This is a genomic window from Limnohabitans planktonicus II-D5 (genome assembly GCF_001270065.2).
Classification (GTDB): Bacteria; Pseudomonadota; Gammaproteobacteria; order Burkholderiales; family Burkholderiaceae_C; genus Limnohabitans_A; species Limnohabitans_A planktonicus.
In genome coordinates, this window is record NZ_LFYT02000011.1 from 76,166 (window position 1) to 90,274 (window position 14,109).

A 14,109-nucleotide genomic window follows, 5' to 3' on the forward strand; every position below is an offset into this window, starting at 1 on the left:
GCTTGGCTTATGCCATGGCGTGCGGTATCGCCCTGTGCAACGGGCCCTCTGTGGGCTTCAGGTTGCGCGACAACACGGCCAGCAGCTTCTTGTATTCAAAAGGCTTGCTCAGGTAATCGTTCATGCCCGCGGCCAGGCAACGGTCACGGTCCTCATCAAAACCACCGGCCGTGAGCGCCACAATCGGCAAGTCCTGAAAAACCGGATCTTGCCGAATCTGCCGCGTTGCCTGCAGTCCATCCATGAACGGCATCTGCATGTCCATCAACACCAGTGCATAGCGCGAAGACTGGAGCTTGGTCAAAGCTTCGCGGCCGTTTGCTGCGGTATCCACCTCGACGCCGGCCAGACCCAGCAACTGCGTCAGGATGTCGCGGATCGTGGCATTGTCATCCACCAGCAACACGCGAAGGCCCTGAAACTGGCCCAGGCCCGCAGGCGCATCTGTGACGCCATCATTCGCCACCTGCACGCCATCAGGCCGCTCCAGGCGCACCGTGAACCAGAATGTGGAACCTTGCCCCGGCACCGACGCCACACCCACATCACCGCCCATCAACTGAGCAATTCTTTTGCAGATCGACAAACCCAGCCCCGTGCCCCCGTGCAGCTGCGTTTGCGCATTGTCCCCTTGAACAAAACCTTCAAATACGCGTGACTGAAACTCTGGCTCCAGGCCAATGCCTGTGTCCTGAACCGCAAAACGCAGTTGCTCCACGGCCCCGTCTGAGCCCAGGTATTCCACCCGAACGGTGATGCCACCGTGTTCGGTGAATTTGACGGCATTGCCCACCAGATTCAAAAGCGCCTGGGCCAGGCGTTGCGAATCGCCCAACAGGGCTTGAGGCACCATGGGGTCCAACATCACCTCATAACCGAGTCCTTTGAGCGCACACGCATCGGCCACCACATCGCTCACTTGCTGGAGCACCTCCTGCACATTCAACGGCAGGCGCGACAAAGCCACATGGCCAAATTCCAATTTCGACAAATCCAGAATGTCATTGATGATGCCGAGCAATAAACTGCCTGCGCTTTTCGACTTGTTCAACCACTCACGTTGCTGCACATCGAGGTCCGTGCTCAACAACAAGTCTGTCAGCGACACGATGGCACTCATGGGGGTGCGAATTTCGTGGCTGATATGGGCCAGAAATTCACTTTTGGCCTGATTGGCCTTCTCGGCCTCTTCACGCGCGCGCCGCAGGCCGTCTTCATAAAGCCGACGTTCACTGATGTCGCGCGTCACCCCGACAATTTCCACCAACTCGCCTTGCGCCCCCATGAGCGGGAAAGACAAAACCTCCGTCCAGAAACTCGAGCCATCGCGCCGCCAGTAGGCCATCTCCCCCTTGAAACTTTGGGGCACTCGGCCTTCCTGAATGGCCAAAGCCACTTCGCCAAAATACCGCATCGACACATCCCTGGACTCGGGGGTCAGCGCCTGGTCAATCGTTTGTTGCATCGCCTCTTCGGGTGTGATGCCCCGCAGCTGCATCACCGCAGGACTCACATAAGTGATCTGCCCCAAAGGGTTCATGGTCCAGACCACATCGCGCGCACTGTCGGCCAGCAGGCGGTGGCGCTGCTCACTGACGCGCAACTGGGCTTCTGTCTGCGCATGCTCTGCCATGTCGCGGACCATCAAGCAACACACGAGCTGACCATCACGCCCGGTGGTGCGGGTCAACAGAGACAGCTCTGCGTGCAGCTGCTGACCATCCGGCATGAAAAAACGCTGCAACACCACCTCAGGCTTGGCCACCTGTGCGGCAAAAGGCATGTTCTGGGCTGGCGTTTTGCCGGCATGCCAGGCCCCCTGTGTCAGCTGCTGCCAGACTGCGTTTTCAAGAGCGTGCTGCGTACGCCCCACCCAACGAGCAAAGCGCTGATTGACCCGCACAATGCGCCCGTTGTGGGGCGTCAGCACCACCACACCAAAAGGCATCTGTTCAAGATCCAGACAAACAGCCTCATGGCGTGCAGGAAAAAGGCGCTGCAATGTATTTCGAAGGGCGGCAAACATGCGCGGATTGTTCCACAACGCCCGAAAGTTCCTTGTCACCCACAGTCTGCAGCAACAGCCCCCGATTACAATCGCTCCCGGGCAGCCACCGTAGTTCAATGGATAGAACGACTCCCTCCTAAGGTGTAAATACAGGTTCGATTCCTGTCGGGGGCACCAAACCTGCATCCGCACACGTTCAGCACGGTGCGGATTTTTTTATTTCCCCTCTGAAAACCCGTTTTCATTGTCCATTGTGGTTCGTTGAAGTGTGAGCATGTGCCAGGACATCACTGCTGCTGCAGCACCGGTTCCGAGCAGTTCACAAATTTGCGCACAATCACGCGGTGCTTCAAGCCATCTTCAGCACCACCCATGAACACCCGAATGGCCATCAGAATGCCTGCGCGTGTTCGATGCGCCGTATCGCAGACGAAGGGGATGACGTCATCAGGATTTCTGAACCACAGCTGAGACCATGACTTCCCGGAAAGATTTTGAATGGAATCAGCCATGTTCATGCGCCTGTACTTCACCCAAAAAACCAGTTTGCCTGGCCCGAAAGCCGCCATCGATCAACCCAAGTCCATGCGCGGTCAAAATCAGAACGCTTCTTTTTCTGCCTCCAGATAAGCCAGGCTGGTGTATTTGCCGATATTGCCTTCAAAACCCTGCATCGACTTGGCACGAGCTTGCACACGCGGGTCTTTGAGAACCATGCTGCGCGCATCGGCTTCAGTCCTGCCATCTTTAACGGCTTGCAAGCAAGGCTCCCAAATGCCCGCCATGAACTCGCCATAAGTCTTGAGCAAGTCCTTGCTGCCCAAGCCATGACCGGGCACCCACATTTGTTCGCCCGTGGCCGCCATCAGCGCTTGGTAATACTTGAACGTACCGGGGTAAGAACCGTCGTCCATGTTGGCAATGCGGTTGGCCATGGCAATGTCGCCCACCGCGGTGAGTTTGTCTTGCACGACCTCAACACACAAGTCGGAAGGTGTGTGTGCGGTGCCGTAGTGGTGCATGCGAAAGCTCACATCACCGATCTGGATGAGTTGGCCATGCTGCACGGGGGTGTTGGGCAAGACCACCTGGGTGCCCAATGTGGACTGGTTGGTCCAGCGCTCCATCAGGCTGCGCCACAAATTGCCTTCGGTGCCTTTGATTTTTTCAATGGTGTAGGGCAGTGCATAAATAGGCAGCTTGTCACCATAGGTTTTGACGAAGGCGTGGTTGCCCAGCCAATGGTCACCGTGGTAGTGGCTGTTGAACACGGCCACCACCGGTTTGTCGGTCACTTGGCGGATCATGCGGATCGCCATCTGCCCAATTTGCAATGAAGCGCCCGAGTCGATCACCACCACGCCGGCAGAGGTCACCACAAAGATCACATTGGACATCATGCCCCGGTTTTCAACGGTCGGAAACCCATCCGGAGAGAACACCATCCACACATGCTGCGACAGTTGTCTGGCTGGGATATCGGCCACAGGTGGGCCTACAAGGAAGTCTTGCGCTTGCTGTGCCAGCAAACGTGCATCGGGCCACATGACCAGGCCACCGACGGCAGCGCTGGCCCACAACAGTTGTCTTCTTTTCATGTGATTCCCCTGCTTGGATTCATGCAGCGGCCTCAGGCGCTGCACACGCACACATCAAGCCGCGTAACCCTTGTTGGGCAAAGCGCCCAAGATTTTGGGCGCATTGAGTTTGCGGGGTTTGACACGGCCGCCTTGGGCCTTGAGCCAGGTCTCGACCACGTCCCAGACCTGCTTGTTGCCTTGGTTGCGAGCCTCTTCGGCCACAGGTGCCCAGCCCGCCACCTTGTACTTTTTGCCCGACTCGATGAGCTGGCCCTTGAGGCGCAAATCGCCAATGCGTTTGCCCATGGTGCCCACGGGGTTGCAGCTGTAGCTCAGGCCACCCACGCGCACCATGTCGCCGCCTTGCTGGTAGTAAGGGTCAGGATTGAACAGGTTGTCGGCCACGTCTTCCAGCACCGTCTTGATGGTCTCGCCCGTCATCTCGGTCACAGTGGCGTACGAGTAGGTGGTGGCGGTCATGTCGAGCAACCATTCACGCGTGATGGCCTGCCCTGGCAAGAGCGTGGTGCCCCAGCGAAAGCCCGGCGAAAACGCGATGTCGGCACCTTGTACATCGAGCAAGGCATCGACCAGCAACTGATCGCCCGTGCCGTTGAAGTTGCCACGGCGGTAAAGCAGGCCATCGGTCACGGCCAGTTTTTCGGCCAGCTTGCTTTCGTAGGGCGCACGGATCTTGGTGATCAAGGCGTCCATCTCCTTATCGGCGGGCAGCATGTTGGAGAACACGGGCAGCAGCTTGTAGCGGAAGTCGCTGACCTTTTTGTCTTTGACTTCGAAGTCGAGCACGCCCAAAAACTTGCCATTCGAGCCTGCATTGGTGACGATGGTTTTGCCGCCCTTGTTGGAGACGATGGAGGCCACCGGCATGCCGTCGTGCGTGTGGCCGCCCATGATGGCGTCGATGCCGCTGACGCGGGTGGCCATCTTCAGGTCCACATCCATGCCGTTGTGGCTGAGCACCACCACCACCTGGGCCCCCTTGCCACGGGCTTCGGTGACCATCTTTTGCATGTTCTCGTCCTGGATGCCAAACTCCCAGTCGGCCACCATGTAACGCGGGTTGGCAATCGGGGTGTACGGAAAAGCCTGGCCAATGATGGCGCAAGGCACGCCATTGATCTCTCGGATCACGTAGGGCTTGAACACCGGGTCGCCAAAGTCGCTGGTCTTGATGTTTTGCGCCACAAAGTCGACCTTGCCTGCAAAGTCTTTTTCAACGATTTCCTTGACGCGTTCCATGCCCAGGGTGAATTCCCAGTGGCCGGTCATCACGTCTACGCCCAGCAGTTTGCAGGCATCCACCATGTCCTGGCCATTGGTCCACAAACTGGTGCCCGAGCCTTGCCAGGTGTCACCACCGTCGAGCAGCAAAGCGCCGGGGCGGCTGGCCTTCATGCGCTTGACCAGTGTGGCCAGGTGCGCAAACCCACCCACCTTGCCGTAGCGCTTGGCGGCTTTTTCGTAATCCAGGTAAGTCAGTGCATGAGCCTGTGCGGTACCCGGGCGGATCTTGGCCACTTGCAACAAATACTCACCCACCAAATGCGGCAAATTGCCTTCCATGGAACCAATGCCCATGTTGATGCTGGGCTCGCGAAAATAAATCGGCTTGAGCTGGGCATGGCAGTCGGTCATGTGCAAGAAAGACACATGGCCGAACTTGGGAATGTCGTACAGCCCGTTCGATGCGGTGGCCGCACTGGCTTCGGCAAAAGAGCCCATGCTCATGCCAGCCATCGTGCCAGCGCCCATGACTTGGATAAATTCGCGTTTGGAGAGATTCATATTTCCATCCACTGATATATGGAAACTTTAAAAACCCGGACCAGCCGGGTTTTCAAGGGCTTACTGATTGACTGGCGATTTGGGGTCGAGCAGCAGGCCCACGATGTGGCGGACCTGTGTTTCGTTCAGGATGCCGGTGTGGCCAGCGCGGGGCATGTTGGAACAAGCGTTGTAGGCCTTGGCGTTCCAGATCTTGCCCCAGGTGTATTCCACAATGGCTTTGCTGGCAGGGTCGTTGGGGTTGGCCACGCCACGAATCTTGCCGTAGTTGTACAAACTCGGGCCGATGGTGCCGAAAGAAATTTCTTCTTTGCTGATCTGGTGGCAGTTGTAGCAATTGCCACCATTGACCGCGGTGGCCGAATCGGTCCAAGTCAGGCCACGACCGCTTTGCGCGATGGCTTCGCCTTGCTTCCAGTCACCGATGAATTGGCCATCAGAGGGCCATTTGACGGCTTTGAGGTTGGCTTCTTCGATGGCCTTGGCCGTTTTTTCATCCAGTGGTTTGCCCGCCACATCGGCTTCGCTGCAAGCGCGGTTGGTGTCGTCGGTGGCGGTGATACGCTCCACTTTCACATAGCTTTCATCGCGGAAAGAGGCTTTGACGATCTTGTCGGTCAGGGCATTGAGCTCGGCCACAGAGGGGCCAGATGCGCAGCCTGCAGCCACCAAAGCGGCCGCCAAGCTGGCCAAAACGAGTTGGGTCTTTTTGTTCATGGGTTTCTCCTGCTTGGGTCAGCGTTTGATGGCCGGTGCAACCGAGGCAGAGCCCTTGGCGTTCACACCCAAATATGTGGACAAAGCAACAGTGGCGTCACTGGCAAAACCGGGATAGGGGAAGCGTTGTTGGCGGTAGCAATCGTTCAGACGCAGTTGCATGCTCCACATCTGACCATTCGAGACGCGATAAGCTGGCCAGGCGGCGAAGCCCACGCCGTCCCCAGGGTTCTTGGTCAGGATGGGCAGGTCTTGCAAGCGGATGCGCTTGCCTTCTTCACCATGGCAAGAGGCGCATGAAAAGTCGTGGGGCCCACCGCGCTGGAAGAACAGGCGTTTGCCCACTTCGTAAAACGTTTTCTCCTGGGTGTGTGACTGAGACAGGTTGAACTTCATCCCCTTGGACTCAGCCGCAATCCAGGTGGCCAAAGCGGTGACGTTGGCCATTTCACCGCGACCAAACGGGGTCTTGGCAATGTCTGCGGCACTGAAACCCTGCAGGGTTTCCATACAAGTGAGCAGGCGCGACTCCAGGTCTTGCATGCGCTGCGTGTCTGCAAAATAGCGAGGCAAGCTCACAAAAGCGCCTTTCACCACGCCCGGGCCTTGACCCAGATCGCATTTTTCGAGCGATGCATTTTTGGGGCCACGGGCTTTTTTCCACAGGTCTTCGCCTTTGGCCTCAAAAAGGTCTGCCGGGTTGCCGTCTTGCAGCATGGCACGGTACTCGTCAATGCCTTGGCTGGTGGTCTTTTGGGCCAATGCTGTCCCTGCACTCAAAGCCAAGGTTGCAGCCATGGCCAGGGTTGTTTTTTTGTTCATGCTCACCTCGGGTGATTTTAAAAAAGCAAAAAGGGTGAAGTTGTGGCCCCACCCTTTTCCAACTCAGCGGAAGATCACGACACCGTGGCTTCGTCAGTGCGGGTATCACCCTTGTTGTCTTTCCAGGTCACTGCAATCTTGTCACCGGCTTTGGCACCTTTGACGGCAAATTGCAAAAACGGGTTTTTGGACACTGCGGGGCCCCACTCAGCGGCCAGCACTTGCTTGCCGTTGAGGTTGGCTGTGACTTCCTGGATGAACCAGGCCGGCACGGTTTTGCCGGAAGCGTCTTTGCGCTGACCGGATTCCATTTCGTGGCTCATGAGCACACGAACAGTTGCTTTGTCGCCAGAGGCCTGGGCACGGATGCGCATTGGATCTGCCATTTTTCTCTCCTAAATCTTTCAGTGAATCAATGTGTGGAGGCTGTTTGCCGGGGCTTAGCCGCCGCAACCACCCAGGGTGACTTTGACTTCTTTTTTGGCCCAAAAAGCCTTGCCGTCGTTCATGATGGCCACGGCGTAGACATCGGAGGACTGGCCCATTTTGGCGCGGGTCATGAAGTTGGCGTCCACAGCATCGCTGACATGGAACAGTGCCACCAGCGCAGCTGGATTCTTTTCGACCATGATCAGCAATTGCTTGACGCCAGACAGCGATGTGCTGGCACCCAAAGGCACCACTGCACCGTTTTCAGCAATATCAGGCCCCGTGATGGTCACGTCTTTGCTTTCGGCCATGCTGGCGGCACCCGCGGCTTTGGCGGCATCTTGCACCGACTTCGCGTCGAATGCGGCTTTGTTGAAAGCGGCGTGGGCGAACTGGGGGAAGCCAGCGGAGGCCAAGAGGCCAGCCACAACTGCGCTTTGCTTGAGTGTCTCGCGACGGGTTTGCATCTGATATCTCCTTGATGGTTGAGTGATGCTATTGAAACAGGTTCAGCAGTGCAACGGGTATATCCCGAATTACTTACTGGCCCCCTTGGAAATCCATTCGGCAATTTGTTTGGCGTCGGCATCAGGCAGCGACTGGGATGGCATGGGGATTTGACCATACACGCCCACACCACCTGCTTTGATTTTGCCTACCAAATACTCCACTTTGCCAGCTTGTTTTTTGGCCACTTCATTGAAGCCGGGACCCACGATTTTCTTGTCAACACCATGGCATGCCGTGCAGCTGTGTTTGTTCAAGAGTGCGATGGCAGCCTTGGCCTCGTTGTTTTCTGGCTTGGCTGCGGCCACGGGGGCTGCTGCGGCCACTGGCATACCGGCTTTGGGTTCAGGCTTGGTGGTGTCGACCCCGTGTTGCGCGCCCACCATGCGGTTTTGCTCCAGCAAGTTGCCATGGGCATTGCGAGCAAAGTCGGGCAGAAAGGACGCCAGCTTGGGTTCGGGCGTACAGTCTTTCATACACACTTTATTGGCAGTATCTGGCTTTTTTACACCTGCAAACTCATTGCCCGGCCACATCGCATGCGCCGTGGTCATGCCGTTGCGGTTGGGCATGCGCGCTTGCACTTCGGCAATGTTCTTGTCTGACAACACATAGTTGTCAGGCACGATGTTGGCCAAATTCAACATGAAGGCGGTGACCGAATACACCTCTTCCGTGGTCAATGATTTGGGGTTGGTCCAAGGCATGGCACGGTTGATGTAATCCCACAATGTGGACACTGTGGCCACCTTCATGAGGGTGGTGCGGCCTGGATAGTCTGAGCGGTTCAAATTGGCCACGCGACCCGTCTTGATGTCTTCGGCCGTGGTGCCGCCAATCAAGGGGCTGAACACTTCGCCCGACTCACCAAACACGCCGTGGCAGTGGGCGCACTTGCTCTCCCATACCTCTTGGCCTTTGGCCACCGAGCCAGAGCCAGCGGGCAGACCCTTGAAGTCGGGGCGCACATCAATGTCCCACTTGGCGACTTCTTTGGGTGTGGCATCACGCCCGACACCGGGATACTTGTTGCCTTGCGCTGCGCCGACACCGGCCACAGCCAACAACGCAAGTGTCAAAACGGCATTAGGAAACCTGGACATTTTTCACCTCACCGTTTTCCTGCACCAACCACGACTGGATGGCATTGTTGTGATAGATCGATCGCGTGCCGCGCACAGAGCGCAGTTGTTGGTAAGTGGGTTGCACATGGCCCGTCTCGTCTTGCGCACGGCTTTGGATGATGGCGGGCTTGCCGTCCCACACCCAATCGATGTTGAAACGGCTCAAGGCCTTGGACAACACAGGTGTCTCAAGGCGTGCCTGACGCCAGTTGCGACCACCATCGGTAGACACATCCACACGCTTGATCTTGCCCTTGCCCGACCAGGCCAGGCCCGTGATGTTGTAGAAGCCTTTGTCCAGCAAGACTTGACCACCAGAAGGCGTCGTCACCACGCTCTTGACTTCCTGCAAGTTCGTGTATTGACGGTGCAGACCACCGGGTTGCAAGTCCATGTAGTGAATCGCTTCGTCTTTGCTTGCATACGGCTTGTCCCCCACTTCCACGCGGCGCAGGTATTTGACCCAGCTCACCCCCTGCACGCCGGGCACCACCAAGCGCAGGGGGTAGCCGTTTTCGGGGCGGAGCATTTCGCCGTTTTGGCCATAGGCCACGATGACTTCACCCGACGTGATCAGGCTCATGGGAATGGTGCGCGTCATGGACGAACCGTCGCCGCCTTCGGCCAGCACAAACTTGCCGTTTTTCAAGTCAACACCCGCCAGCTCGAGCAAGGTGATCAAGGGCACGCCCGTGAACTCGCTGCACGACAACATGCCGTGGGTGTATTGCACCGTCGGCACGGCCACATTGCCCCAATCGACAGCCGTGTTGGCCCCGCACTCGATGAAGTGAAAACGCGAGACCGATGGCAAGCGCATGATCTCGTCCATGGTGAAGACCATGTTCTTTTTGACCATGCCGTTGATCATGAAGCGGTGCTTGGACGGGTCGATGTCCCACCAGCCTTGGTGATGCCGCTCGAAGTGCAAACCGCTCGGGGTGACGATACCGAACAAGGACTGCAGTGGCGCAAACGACACCGAAGCTTGTGTGGTTTGAGTCAAGCCAGGGCTTTGACGGCGCTGCAAGTTCGCTTCGAACTTGGAGGGCTTGCCATAACCTTCCACGGCTACGCCTTGACCCAGACCCGTGGTGTGCTCGGGCAGGTTCAGAATATTGGGGTCCCCCCCCTCGGTGGGTACCGGGTTGCCCTGAGCCATGGCCATCGGCGCGGCGGCACCAGCGGCAGCGGCTGCAAAGGCATTGCGGATGAAATCACGGCGGCCTTTTTTGCCTTGGGCAAAGACCTCCTTGATGCCACTTTGGGTCAGGAAGTTTTCAGGTGCTTTTTGCACCCTTCCTGAATTGATGCTGTCTTCTTTCACACAAACTCCTCGTTTTGAGTTGTCAATTCATGGCTCAATCCATGGCAACTTGCGTTCACATGACCCCAACAGACCCCGGCCGCAGCTGGGTCTGAAAACCGATAAAACATTTGGGCCCAATGACGGCGATTGCCCCAAATGCCTGACCTGTACATGATGTTCATGAGCTGCGACATATTGGGTTGCGCTACATCAATCTGCGACAACAACTGCCTTGTGTTTTTCTCACCATGGCATGGCACTTTGATGATGCGCAAACGAATTCGCGTTGACAGTACTGCAAACAACTCTGCAGCCCTGTCAAACACATTCTTCAATGTCATCAGCCATGCTGTGCTTGCCATAAGCTTTGTATATTCGGATGTTCAAATATAAATGATGAGCGATAAATTTGAATCAGGGATTACACCCATCGAACTTCTTGATCAGAACGCCAGGGTTTGCCTCATGACGCTCTGATGATGACAGGCGAAAACTCACCAACGCTACCGCGTTTTTTCATTTTTCTATTGATTCGGCCCTGTGAAGTTTTCAATGCTCAACGATGTTGTAGATCGGCGGTCGAAGACCCCGACATGGGCCTGTGCTGAAACCCATCATGTCGGACTCTGCGAGTGCCGACCTACCAGATGACTGGTCTCACACATTGTTGTAGGTCGGCGGTCGAAGACCCCGTCATGGGCCTGTGCCAAAACCAAAATGGCGGACTCTGCGAGTGCCGACCTGCAAAACCTTTGACCATTGAAGACTTCAATGGGTCGTATCAATCATGGTGTCCCACACGGCTTTGGCTTGTGGTGTCAGGAGCGAGGGGCAGTTGACTCAAAGACATTACTTGAACTTGTAATGGTCCCGATTCAAAACAGCCGCCACCGATGTCACCTCTTCAGGGAACATGCCCAGATTCAGTTCGGTGTTGCACTGCTCCACCATGCCGCGCAGCAACGATGCATTGTTGATGCGCCCTTGGGGCTTGTAGATGGCGCTGCCGTTGCCGCCCACTTTCGAAACATGGCAGGCCACGCATTTGCTGTCAGCGATCAATTTTTCGCCCAGCTTGTAGTCGGCCTCCTTGAAGATGGCGGGCTGAGCCTGAGCCCACACGGAGAACGTTGCGGTCATCAAACAAACCATCGATGCGTGCAGTTTCATTGGATTCACCCATCAAAAAAGCCGCTCAAGGGCGAACCCCTGAGCGGCAAATAAAGCCACGAGTACAAATCGAGCTTTCTCAAGCATTCAATGTTCATCAAGCCCGTTAAGGCTTGCGTTCATTTGGCACCGGCCAAAATCCAGGTGGCCAAAGTCAGCGCATCGGCATCACTCAATGCCGCCTGTGCAGGCATGGGCACAGGGCCCCACTTGCCTGAACCACCGGCCTTGATGCTCTTGGCCAAAGTGGCTGCTGCGTCTTTTTGGCCGCCATATTTTTTGGCCACGTCCTGGTAAGAGGGGCCCACCAGTTTCTTGTCCACAGCATGGCAAGCCATGCAGGCGTTTTTCTTGGCCATGTCCAGGTTGGCAAAAGCGGGGGAAGAAGCCAAGGCTGCGACAGCGGCAAGCGCAAAAATCAATTTCATGAGAACTCCAAATGGGGGGTTTAAATATAACCAGTCGCTAATTTAAACGAAATCAACGCGTCTTTGTGCACACCCGAGATGGTTATGCGCTGGCGATTTTACTGAGCACACCCCTGCCAAAACACCCACAACAGGCCCAAAGCCTTGCCGCTGACGCGGCCATCAGGCTCAACCAAAACTGGGTTGTTCAGGCTTGACCAGCGTTTTGCCTGCAGCAGCCCAGGCATCAAAACCACCCGCAATGGAGCTGACATTCAAGTAACCCATGGCTTGCATGGTTTGCGCAGCCAGTGCAGCACGTCCACTGGTTTTGCAGTACAGCACCACCTTCAAGTCGCGCCCAGACAAGGCGGGTGTGCCGCTGAGCTTGAACTCCAGCAAGCCCCTGGGGACCAGCACCGCGCCGGGCAAATGGCCTGCGGCAAACTCATCAGCTTCCCGCACATCGATCAGTACATCGGCTTGGCGAATGGCTTCTTCGGCATCGGCCAAGGTGACTTCATGGACAGCGGCTTTGGCCTGCATGACCAGATCTTGGGCGTTTTTCATGGGGTGTCTCCTTCGTTAAATCTGGATATCAGGGCTGCAATTGTGCGTTCAGCGTTTGCAAGCTGTGCACCGACAGGCTGCCGGTCAAGGCATCGAGTTGGATGCGGGTGCTGAGCAAGTCGGTTTGTGCACGCAACCAAGCCAATTCGGTTTGGGCCGCGTCGTTTTCAGCTTGCAACAATTCCAGCGTGGTGCGGTCACCCACTTGCCGTCCCAGACGGGTCGCGTCCAGGCGCGCTGTGCTGGCTTTCCATGCCGCTTGCATGGCCGACAAACGGGCTGGGCCCGTTTGCAGCGCCAACCAGACTGACCGGGCTTGTTGCTGCGCTTGTTGCAGGGCCATGTCGGCTTCAGCGGCCGCTTGTGCCTGCGCACTCAGCGCCTCTTGCAGTTTGGCGCTGCGCCAACCGCCTGTGTACAAAGGCACATTCAGACTCAAACCCAGCATTTGCTGGCTTTGCGTGTTGGACGATGTCCCAAAGTCACCCTCGCCGCTCAAACGATCGCGTCCGACAGAAGCGACCAAGTCCAGCGTGACGCCGCCACTGCGCGCGTGCTTTTTGAGCTCTTGGCGGGCCACATCGTGTTGGGCTTTTTTCAGCAGCAAGCCAGTGTTGGCTTGTTGCACTTGGGCCAGCACCTGCTCCAAAGAAGGCACAGCAGATACTTCCGTCTCGGTTTTGGGCGCTTGCAGCTTCAAAGCGTCTGCACTCAAGCGCGTGGAGTCAGCCAGCACACTGCGGGCCATGTGCACTTCGCTGTCTGCGGCCAACAGTTGCGCTTGCAAACCGGCGGCACGGGCCGTGGCCTCGTGCGTATCGGTCACAGGCAAGTCGCCGAGGGCATAGCGGTCTTGCACTTCGGTCAGCGATCGGCTCACAGCCGCATGTTGGTTTTTCAACACCTGCTGCTGACGCTCGGCCAGCAACAGATTGAAATACCGTTGCACCGTGAGCAGCATGAACTGTTGCTGGGCCAGGTCGGCACGCAGTTCGGCCACGCCCGCTGCGGTGTGCAATTGGGCTTGCTGGGCCTGGCGCTCGGGGCTGTACAGCGGCTGCTTGGCTTGCAATGACCAACGGGTGGAAGTGGCGGCGTTGGCAGACGTGGCAAAGTTCCCCGACATGGGTGGTCCACCCATCGAAAACTGCGCCCCCTGCGTGCGGGTGTCCGCCGACATGCCACCCACCGTGGCGCTGCCCATCAGCACAGGCCGCCACAAGGCTTTGGCCTGATCTTCAAAGGCTTGCACCGATGAGCGCGTGGCCGCGACCACCTGCATTTGGGGGTCGTGCTGGCGCGCTTGTTCCCAAGTTTGCAGCAGATCCAGAGCTTGCGCGGATGGAGCGGCCAGCAAGGCCGCCAGCACCCAGCCGCTCAGGGGCCGGGGTTTGAACAGTGGCGAGCGCATGTCTTTGCTGCCGTCTGTTCAGCAACCGCGCTCAACGCCCAGCTTGCTCAAAATGGACTCCATCAAGCACCACTTGGTCAGGGCGCTTTGCAGCAAATTCAAACCCACAAAAGCGGTGAAGGCCAGCCACCACTCATTGACAAAAACGGGACTGCCCTCCACGCCCAAAGCCAAAGACAGCAAGACAAAAAAGCCAGCGAGCAAACGAACGATTTGCCAAGATTTCATGATTCAAACTCCAAGGGGTTA

General features: G+C 57.0%; 16 protein-coding genes and 1 tRNA gene. 1 reads left to right on the plus strand and 16 read right to left on the minus strand.

What is annotated here, in order from left to right; translation table 11 throughout:
* Positions 1-7: 7 nt before the first annotated feature.
* Entirely contained in the window at positions 8-2,026 is a 2,019-nt protein-coding gene (locus tag H663_RS30840; protein WP_083451144.1) for a PAS domain-containing hybrid sensor histidine kinase/response regulator, read from the minus strand.
* Positions 2,027-2,110: 84 nt separating this feature from the next.
* On the opposite strand from H663_RS30840, the gene H663_RS30845 reads away from it, so the two are divergent.
* Positions 2,111-2,185 (plus strand) — tRNA-Arg (locus tag H663_RS30845).
* 110 nt (positions 2,186-2,295) lie between these two features.
* Here the strand turns inward: H663_RS30845 and H663_RS30850 are convergent.
* From H663_RS30850 to H663_RS30920, 15 genes are all read right to left on the minus strand, one after another.
* Positions 2,296-2,520, minus strand: coding sequence for a hypothetical protein (locus H663_RS30850; protein ID WP_133240008.1), 225 nt, complete (start codon positions 2,518-2,520; stop codon positions 2,296-2,298).
* A gap of 87 nt (positions 2,521-2,607) precedes the next feature.
* Positions 2,608-3,606: an MBL fold metallo-hydrolase gene (locus H663_RS30855; RefSeq protein WP_053172025.1), complete on the minus strand. Its 999-nt coding sequence runs from the start codon at positions 3,604-3,606 to the stop codon at positions 2,608-2,610.
* A gap of 54 nt (positions 3,607-3,660) precedes the next feature.
* Positions 3,661-5,394, minus strand: a complete 1,734-nt coding sequence (gene soxB, locus H663_RS30860) for a thiosulfohydrolase SoxB (RefSeq protein WP_053172024.1) — start codon at positions 5,392-5,394, stop codon at positions 3,661-3,663.
* Between the two features lie 60 nt (positions 5,395-5,454).
* The gene (gene soxX / locus H663_RS30865; protein WP_053172023.1) at positions 5,455-6,111 is read right to left on the minus strand and encodes a sulfur oxidation c-type cytochrome SoxX; all 657 of its coding nucleotides are present in this window, start codon (positions 6,109-6,111) and stop codon (positions 5,455-5,457) included.
* Positions 6,112-6,129: 18 nt separating this feature from the next.
* Complete coding sequence (gene soxA / locus H663_RS30870; protein ID WP_053172022.1) at positions 6,130-6,933, minus strand: sulfur oxidation c-type cytochrome SoxA; 804 nt, start codon at positions 6,931-6,933, stop codon at positions 6,130-6,132.
* A 74-nt stretch (positions 6,934-7,007) separates the two neighbouring features.
* Positions 7,008-7,319: a thiosulfate oxidation carrier complex protein SoxZ gene (soxZ, locus tag H663_RS30875; RefSeq protein ID WP_205872714.1), complete on the minus strand. Its 312-nt coding sequence runs from the start codon at positions 7,317-7,319 to the stop codon at positions 7,008-7,010.
* Positions 7,320-7,373: 54 nt separating this feature from the next.
* Entirely contained in the window at positions 7,374-7,829 is a 456-nt protein-coding gene (gene soxY, locus H663_RS30880; protein WP_053172018.1) for a thiosulfate oxidation carrier protein SoxY, read from the minus strand.
* A 69-nt stretch (positions 7,830-7,898) separates the two neighbouring features.
* A complete protein-coding gene (locus H663_RS30885) occupies positions 7,899-8,972 on the minus strand; it encodes a c-type cytochrome (RefSeq protein WP_053172016.1) in 1,074 nt (357 codons plus the stop codon).
* Positions 8,956-10,320, minus strand: a complete 1,365-nt coding sequence (soxC, locus tag H663_RS30890; RefSeq protein WP_240620488.1) for a sulfite dehydrogenase — start codon at positions 10,318-10,320, stop codon at positions 8,956-8,958. Before soxC ends, H663_RS30885 begins: the two co-directional genes overlap by 17 nt.
* On the minus strand, positions 10,317-10,664 hold the full coding sequence (locus H663_RS30895) for an ArsR/SmtB family transcription factor (RefSeq protein ID WP_053172014.1): 348 nt from the start codon (positions 10,662-10,664) through the stop codon (positions 10,317-10,319). Before H663_RS30895 ends, soxC begins: the two co-directional genes overlap by 4 nt.
* Positions 10,665-11,151: 487 nt before the next feature.
* Positions 11,152-11,442 carry a hypothetical protein gene (locus H663_RS30900; protein ID WP_240620489.1) on the minus strand — a complete coding sequence of 97 codons (291 nt, stop codon included), beginning with the start codon at positions 11,440-11,442 and terminating at the stop codon, positions 11,152-11,154.
* Between the two features lie 149 nt (positions 11,443-11,591).
* On the minus strand, positions 11,592-11,900 hold the full coding sequence (locus tag H663_RS30905) for a c-type cytochrome (RefSeq protein WP_053172009.1): 309 nt from the start codon (positions 11,898-11,900) through the stop codon (positions 11,592-11,594).
* A gap of 168 nt (positions 11,901-12,068) precedes the next feature.
* Positions 12,069-12,449 carry a rhodanese-like domain-containing protein gene (locus H663_RS30910; protein WP_053172007.1) on the minus strand — a complete coding sequence of 127 codons (381 nt, stop codon included), beginning with the start codon at positions 12,447-12,449 and terminating at the stop codon, positions 12,069-12,071.
* 28 nt (positions 12,450-12,477) lie between these two features.
* Positions 12,478-13,860 carry a TolC family protein gene (locus H663_RS30915; RefSeq protein WP_053172005.1) on the minus strand — a complete coding sequence of 461 codons (1,383 nt, stop codon included), beginning with the start codon at positions 13,858-13,860 and terminating at the stop codon, positions 12,478-12,480.
* Positions 13,861-13,878: 18 nt separating this feature from the next.
* Entirely contained in the window at positions 13,879-14,088 is a 210-nt protein-coding gene (locus tag H663_RS30920; protein WP_053172003.1) for a YgaP family membrane protein, read from the minus strand.
* Between the last annotated feature and the right edge of the window lie 21 nt (positions 14,089-14,109).

Excerpts from the sequence above, each read along its gene's own strand:
- H663_RS30840 (WP_083451144.1), bottom strand. The coding sequence starts at position 2,026 with ATGTTTGCCGCCCTTCGAAATACATTGCAGCGCCTTTTTCCTGCACGC.
- H663_RS30850 (WP_133240008.1), bottom strand. The coding sequence starts at position 2,520 with ATGGCTGATTCCATTCAAAATCTTTCCGGGAAGTCATGGTCTCAGCTG.
- H663_RS30855 (WP_053172025.1), bottom strand. The coding sequence starts at position 3,606 with ATGAAAAGAAGACAACTGTTGTGGGCCAGCGCTGCCGTCGGTGGCCTG.
- soxB (WP_053172024.1), bottom strand. The coding sequence starts at position 5,394 with ATGAATCTCTCCAAACGCGAATTTATCCAAGTCATGGGCGCTGGCACG.
- soxX (WP_053172023.1), bottom strand. The coding sequence starts at position 6,111 with ATGAACAAAAAGACCCAACTCGTTTTGGCCAGCTTGGCGGCCGCTTTG.
- soxA (WP_053172022.1), bottom strand. The coding sequence starts at position 6,933 with ATGAACAAAAAAACAACCCTGGCCATGGCTGCAACCTTGGCTTTGAGT.
- soxZ (WP_205872714.1), bottom strand. The coding sequence starts at position 7,319 with ATGGCAGATCCAATGCGCATCCGTGCCCAGGCCTCTGGCGACAAAGCA.
- soxY (WP_053172018.1), bottom strand. The coding sequence starts at position 7,829 with ATGCAAACCCGTCGCGAGACACTCAAGCAAAGCGCAGTTGTGGCTGGC.
- H663_RS30885 (WP_053172016.1), bottom strand. The coding sequence starts at position 8,972 with ATGTCCAGGTTTCCTAATGCCGTTTTGACACTTGCGTTGTTGGCTGTG.
- H663_RS30895 (WP_053172014.1), bottom strand. The coding sequence starts at position 10,664 with ATGGCAAGCACAGCATGGCTGATGACATTGAAGAATGTGTTTGACAGG.
- H663_RS30900 (WP_240620489.1), bottom strand. The coding sequence starts at position 11,442 with ATGACCGCAACGTTCTCCGTGTGGGCTCAGGCTCAGCCCGCCATCTTC.
- H663_RS30905 (WP_053172009.1), bottom strand. The coding sequence starts at position 11,900 with ATGAAATTGATTTTTGCGCTTGCCGCTGTCGCAGCCTTGGCTTCTTCC.
- H663_RS30910 (WP_053172007.1), bottom strand. The coding sequence starts at position 12,449 with ATGAAAAACGCCCAAGATCTGGTCATGCAGGCCAAAGCCGCTGTCCAT.
- H663_RS30915 (WP_053172005.1), bottom strand. The coding sequence starts at position 13,860 with ATGCGCTCGCCACTGTTCAAACCCCGGCCCCTGAGCGGCTGGGTGCTG.
- H663_RS30920 (WP_053172003.1), bottom strand. The coding sequence starts at position 14,088 with ATGAAATCTTGGCAAATCGTTCGTTTGCTCGCTGGCTTTTTTGTCTTG.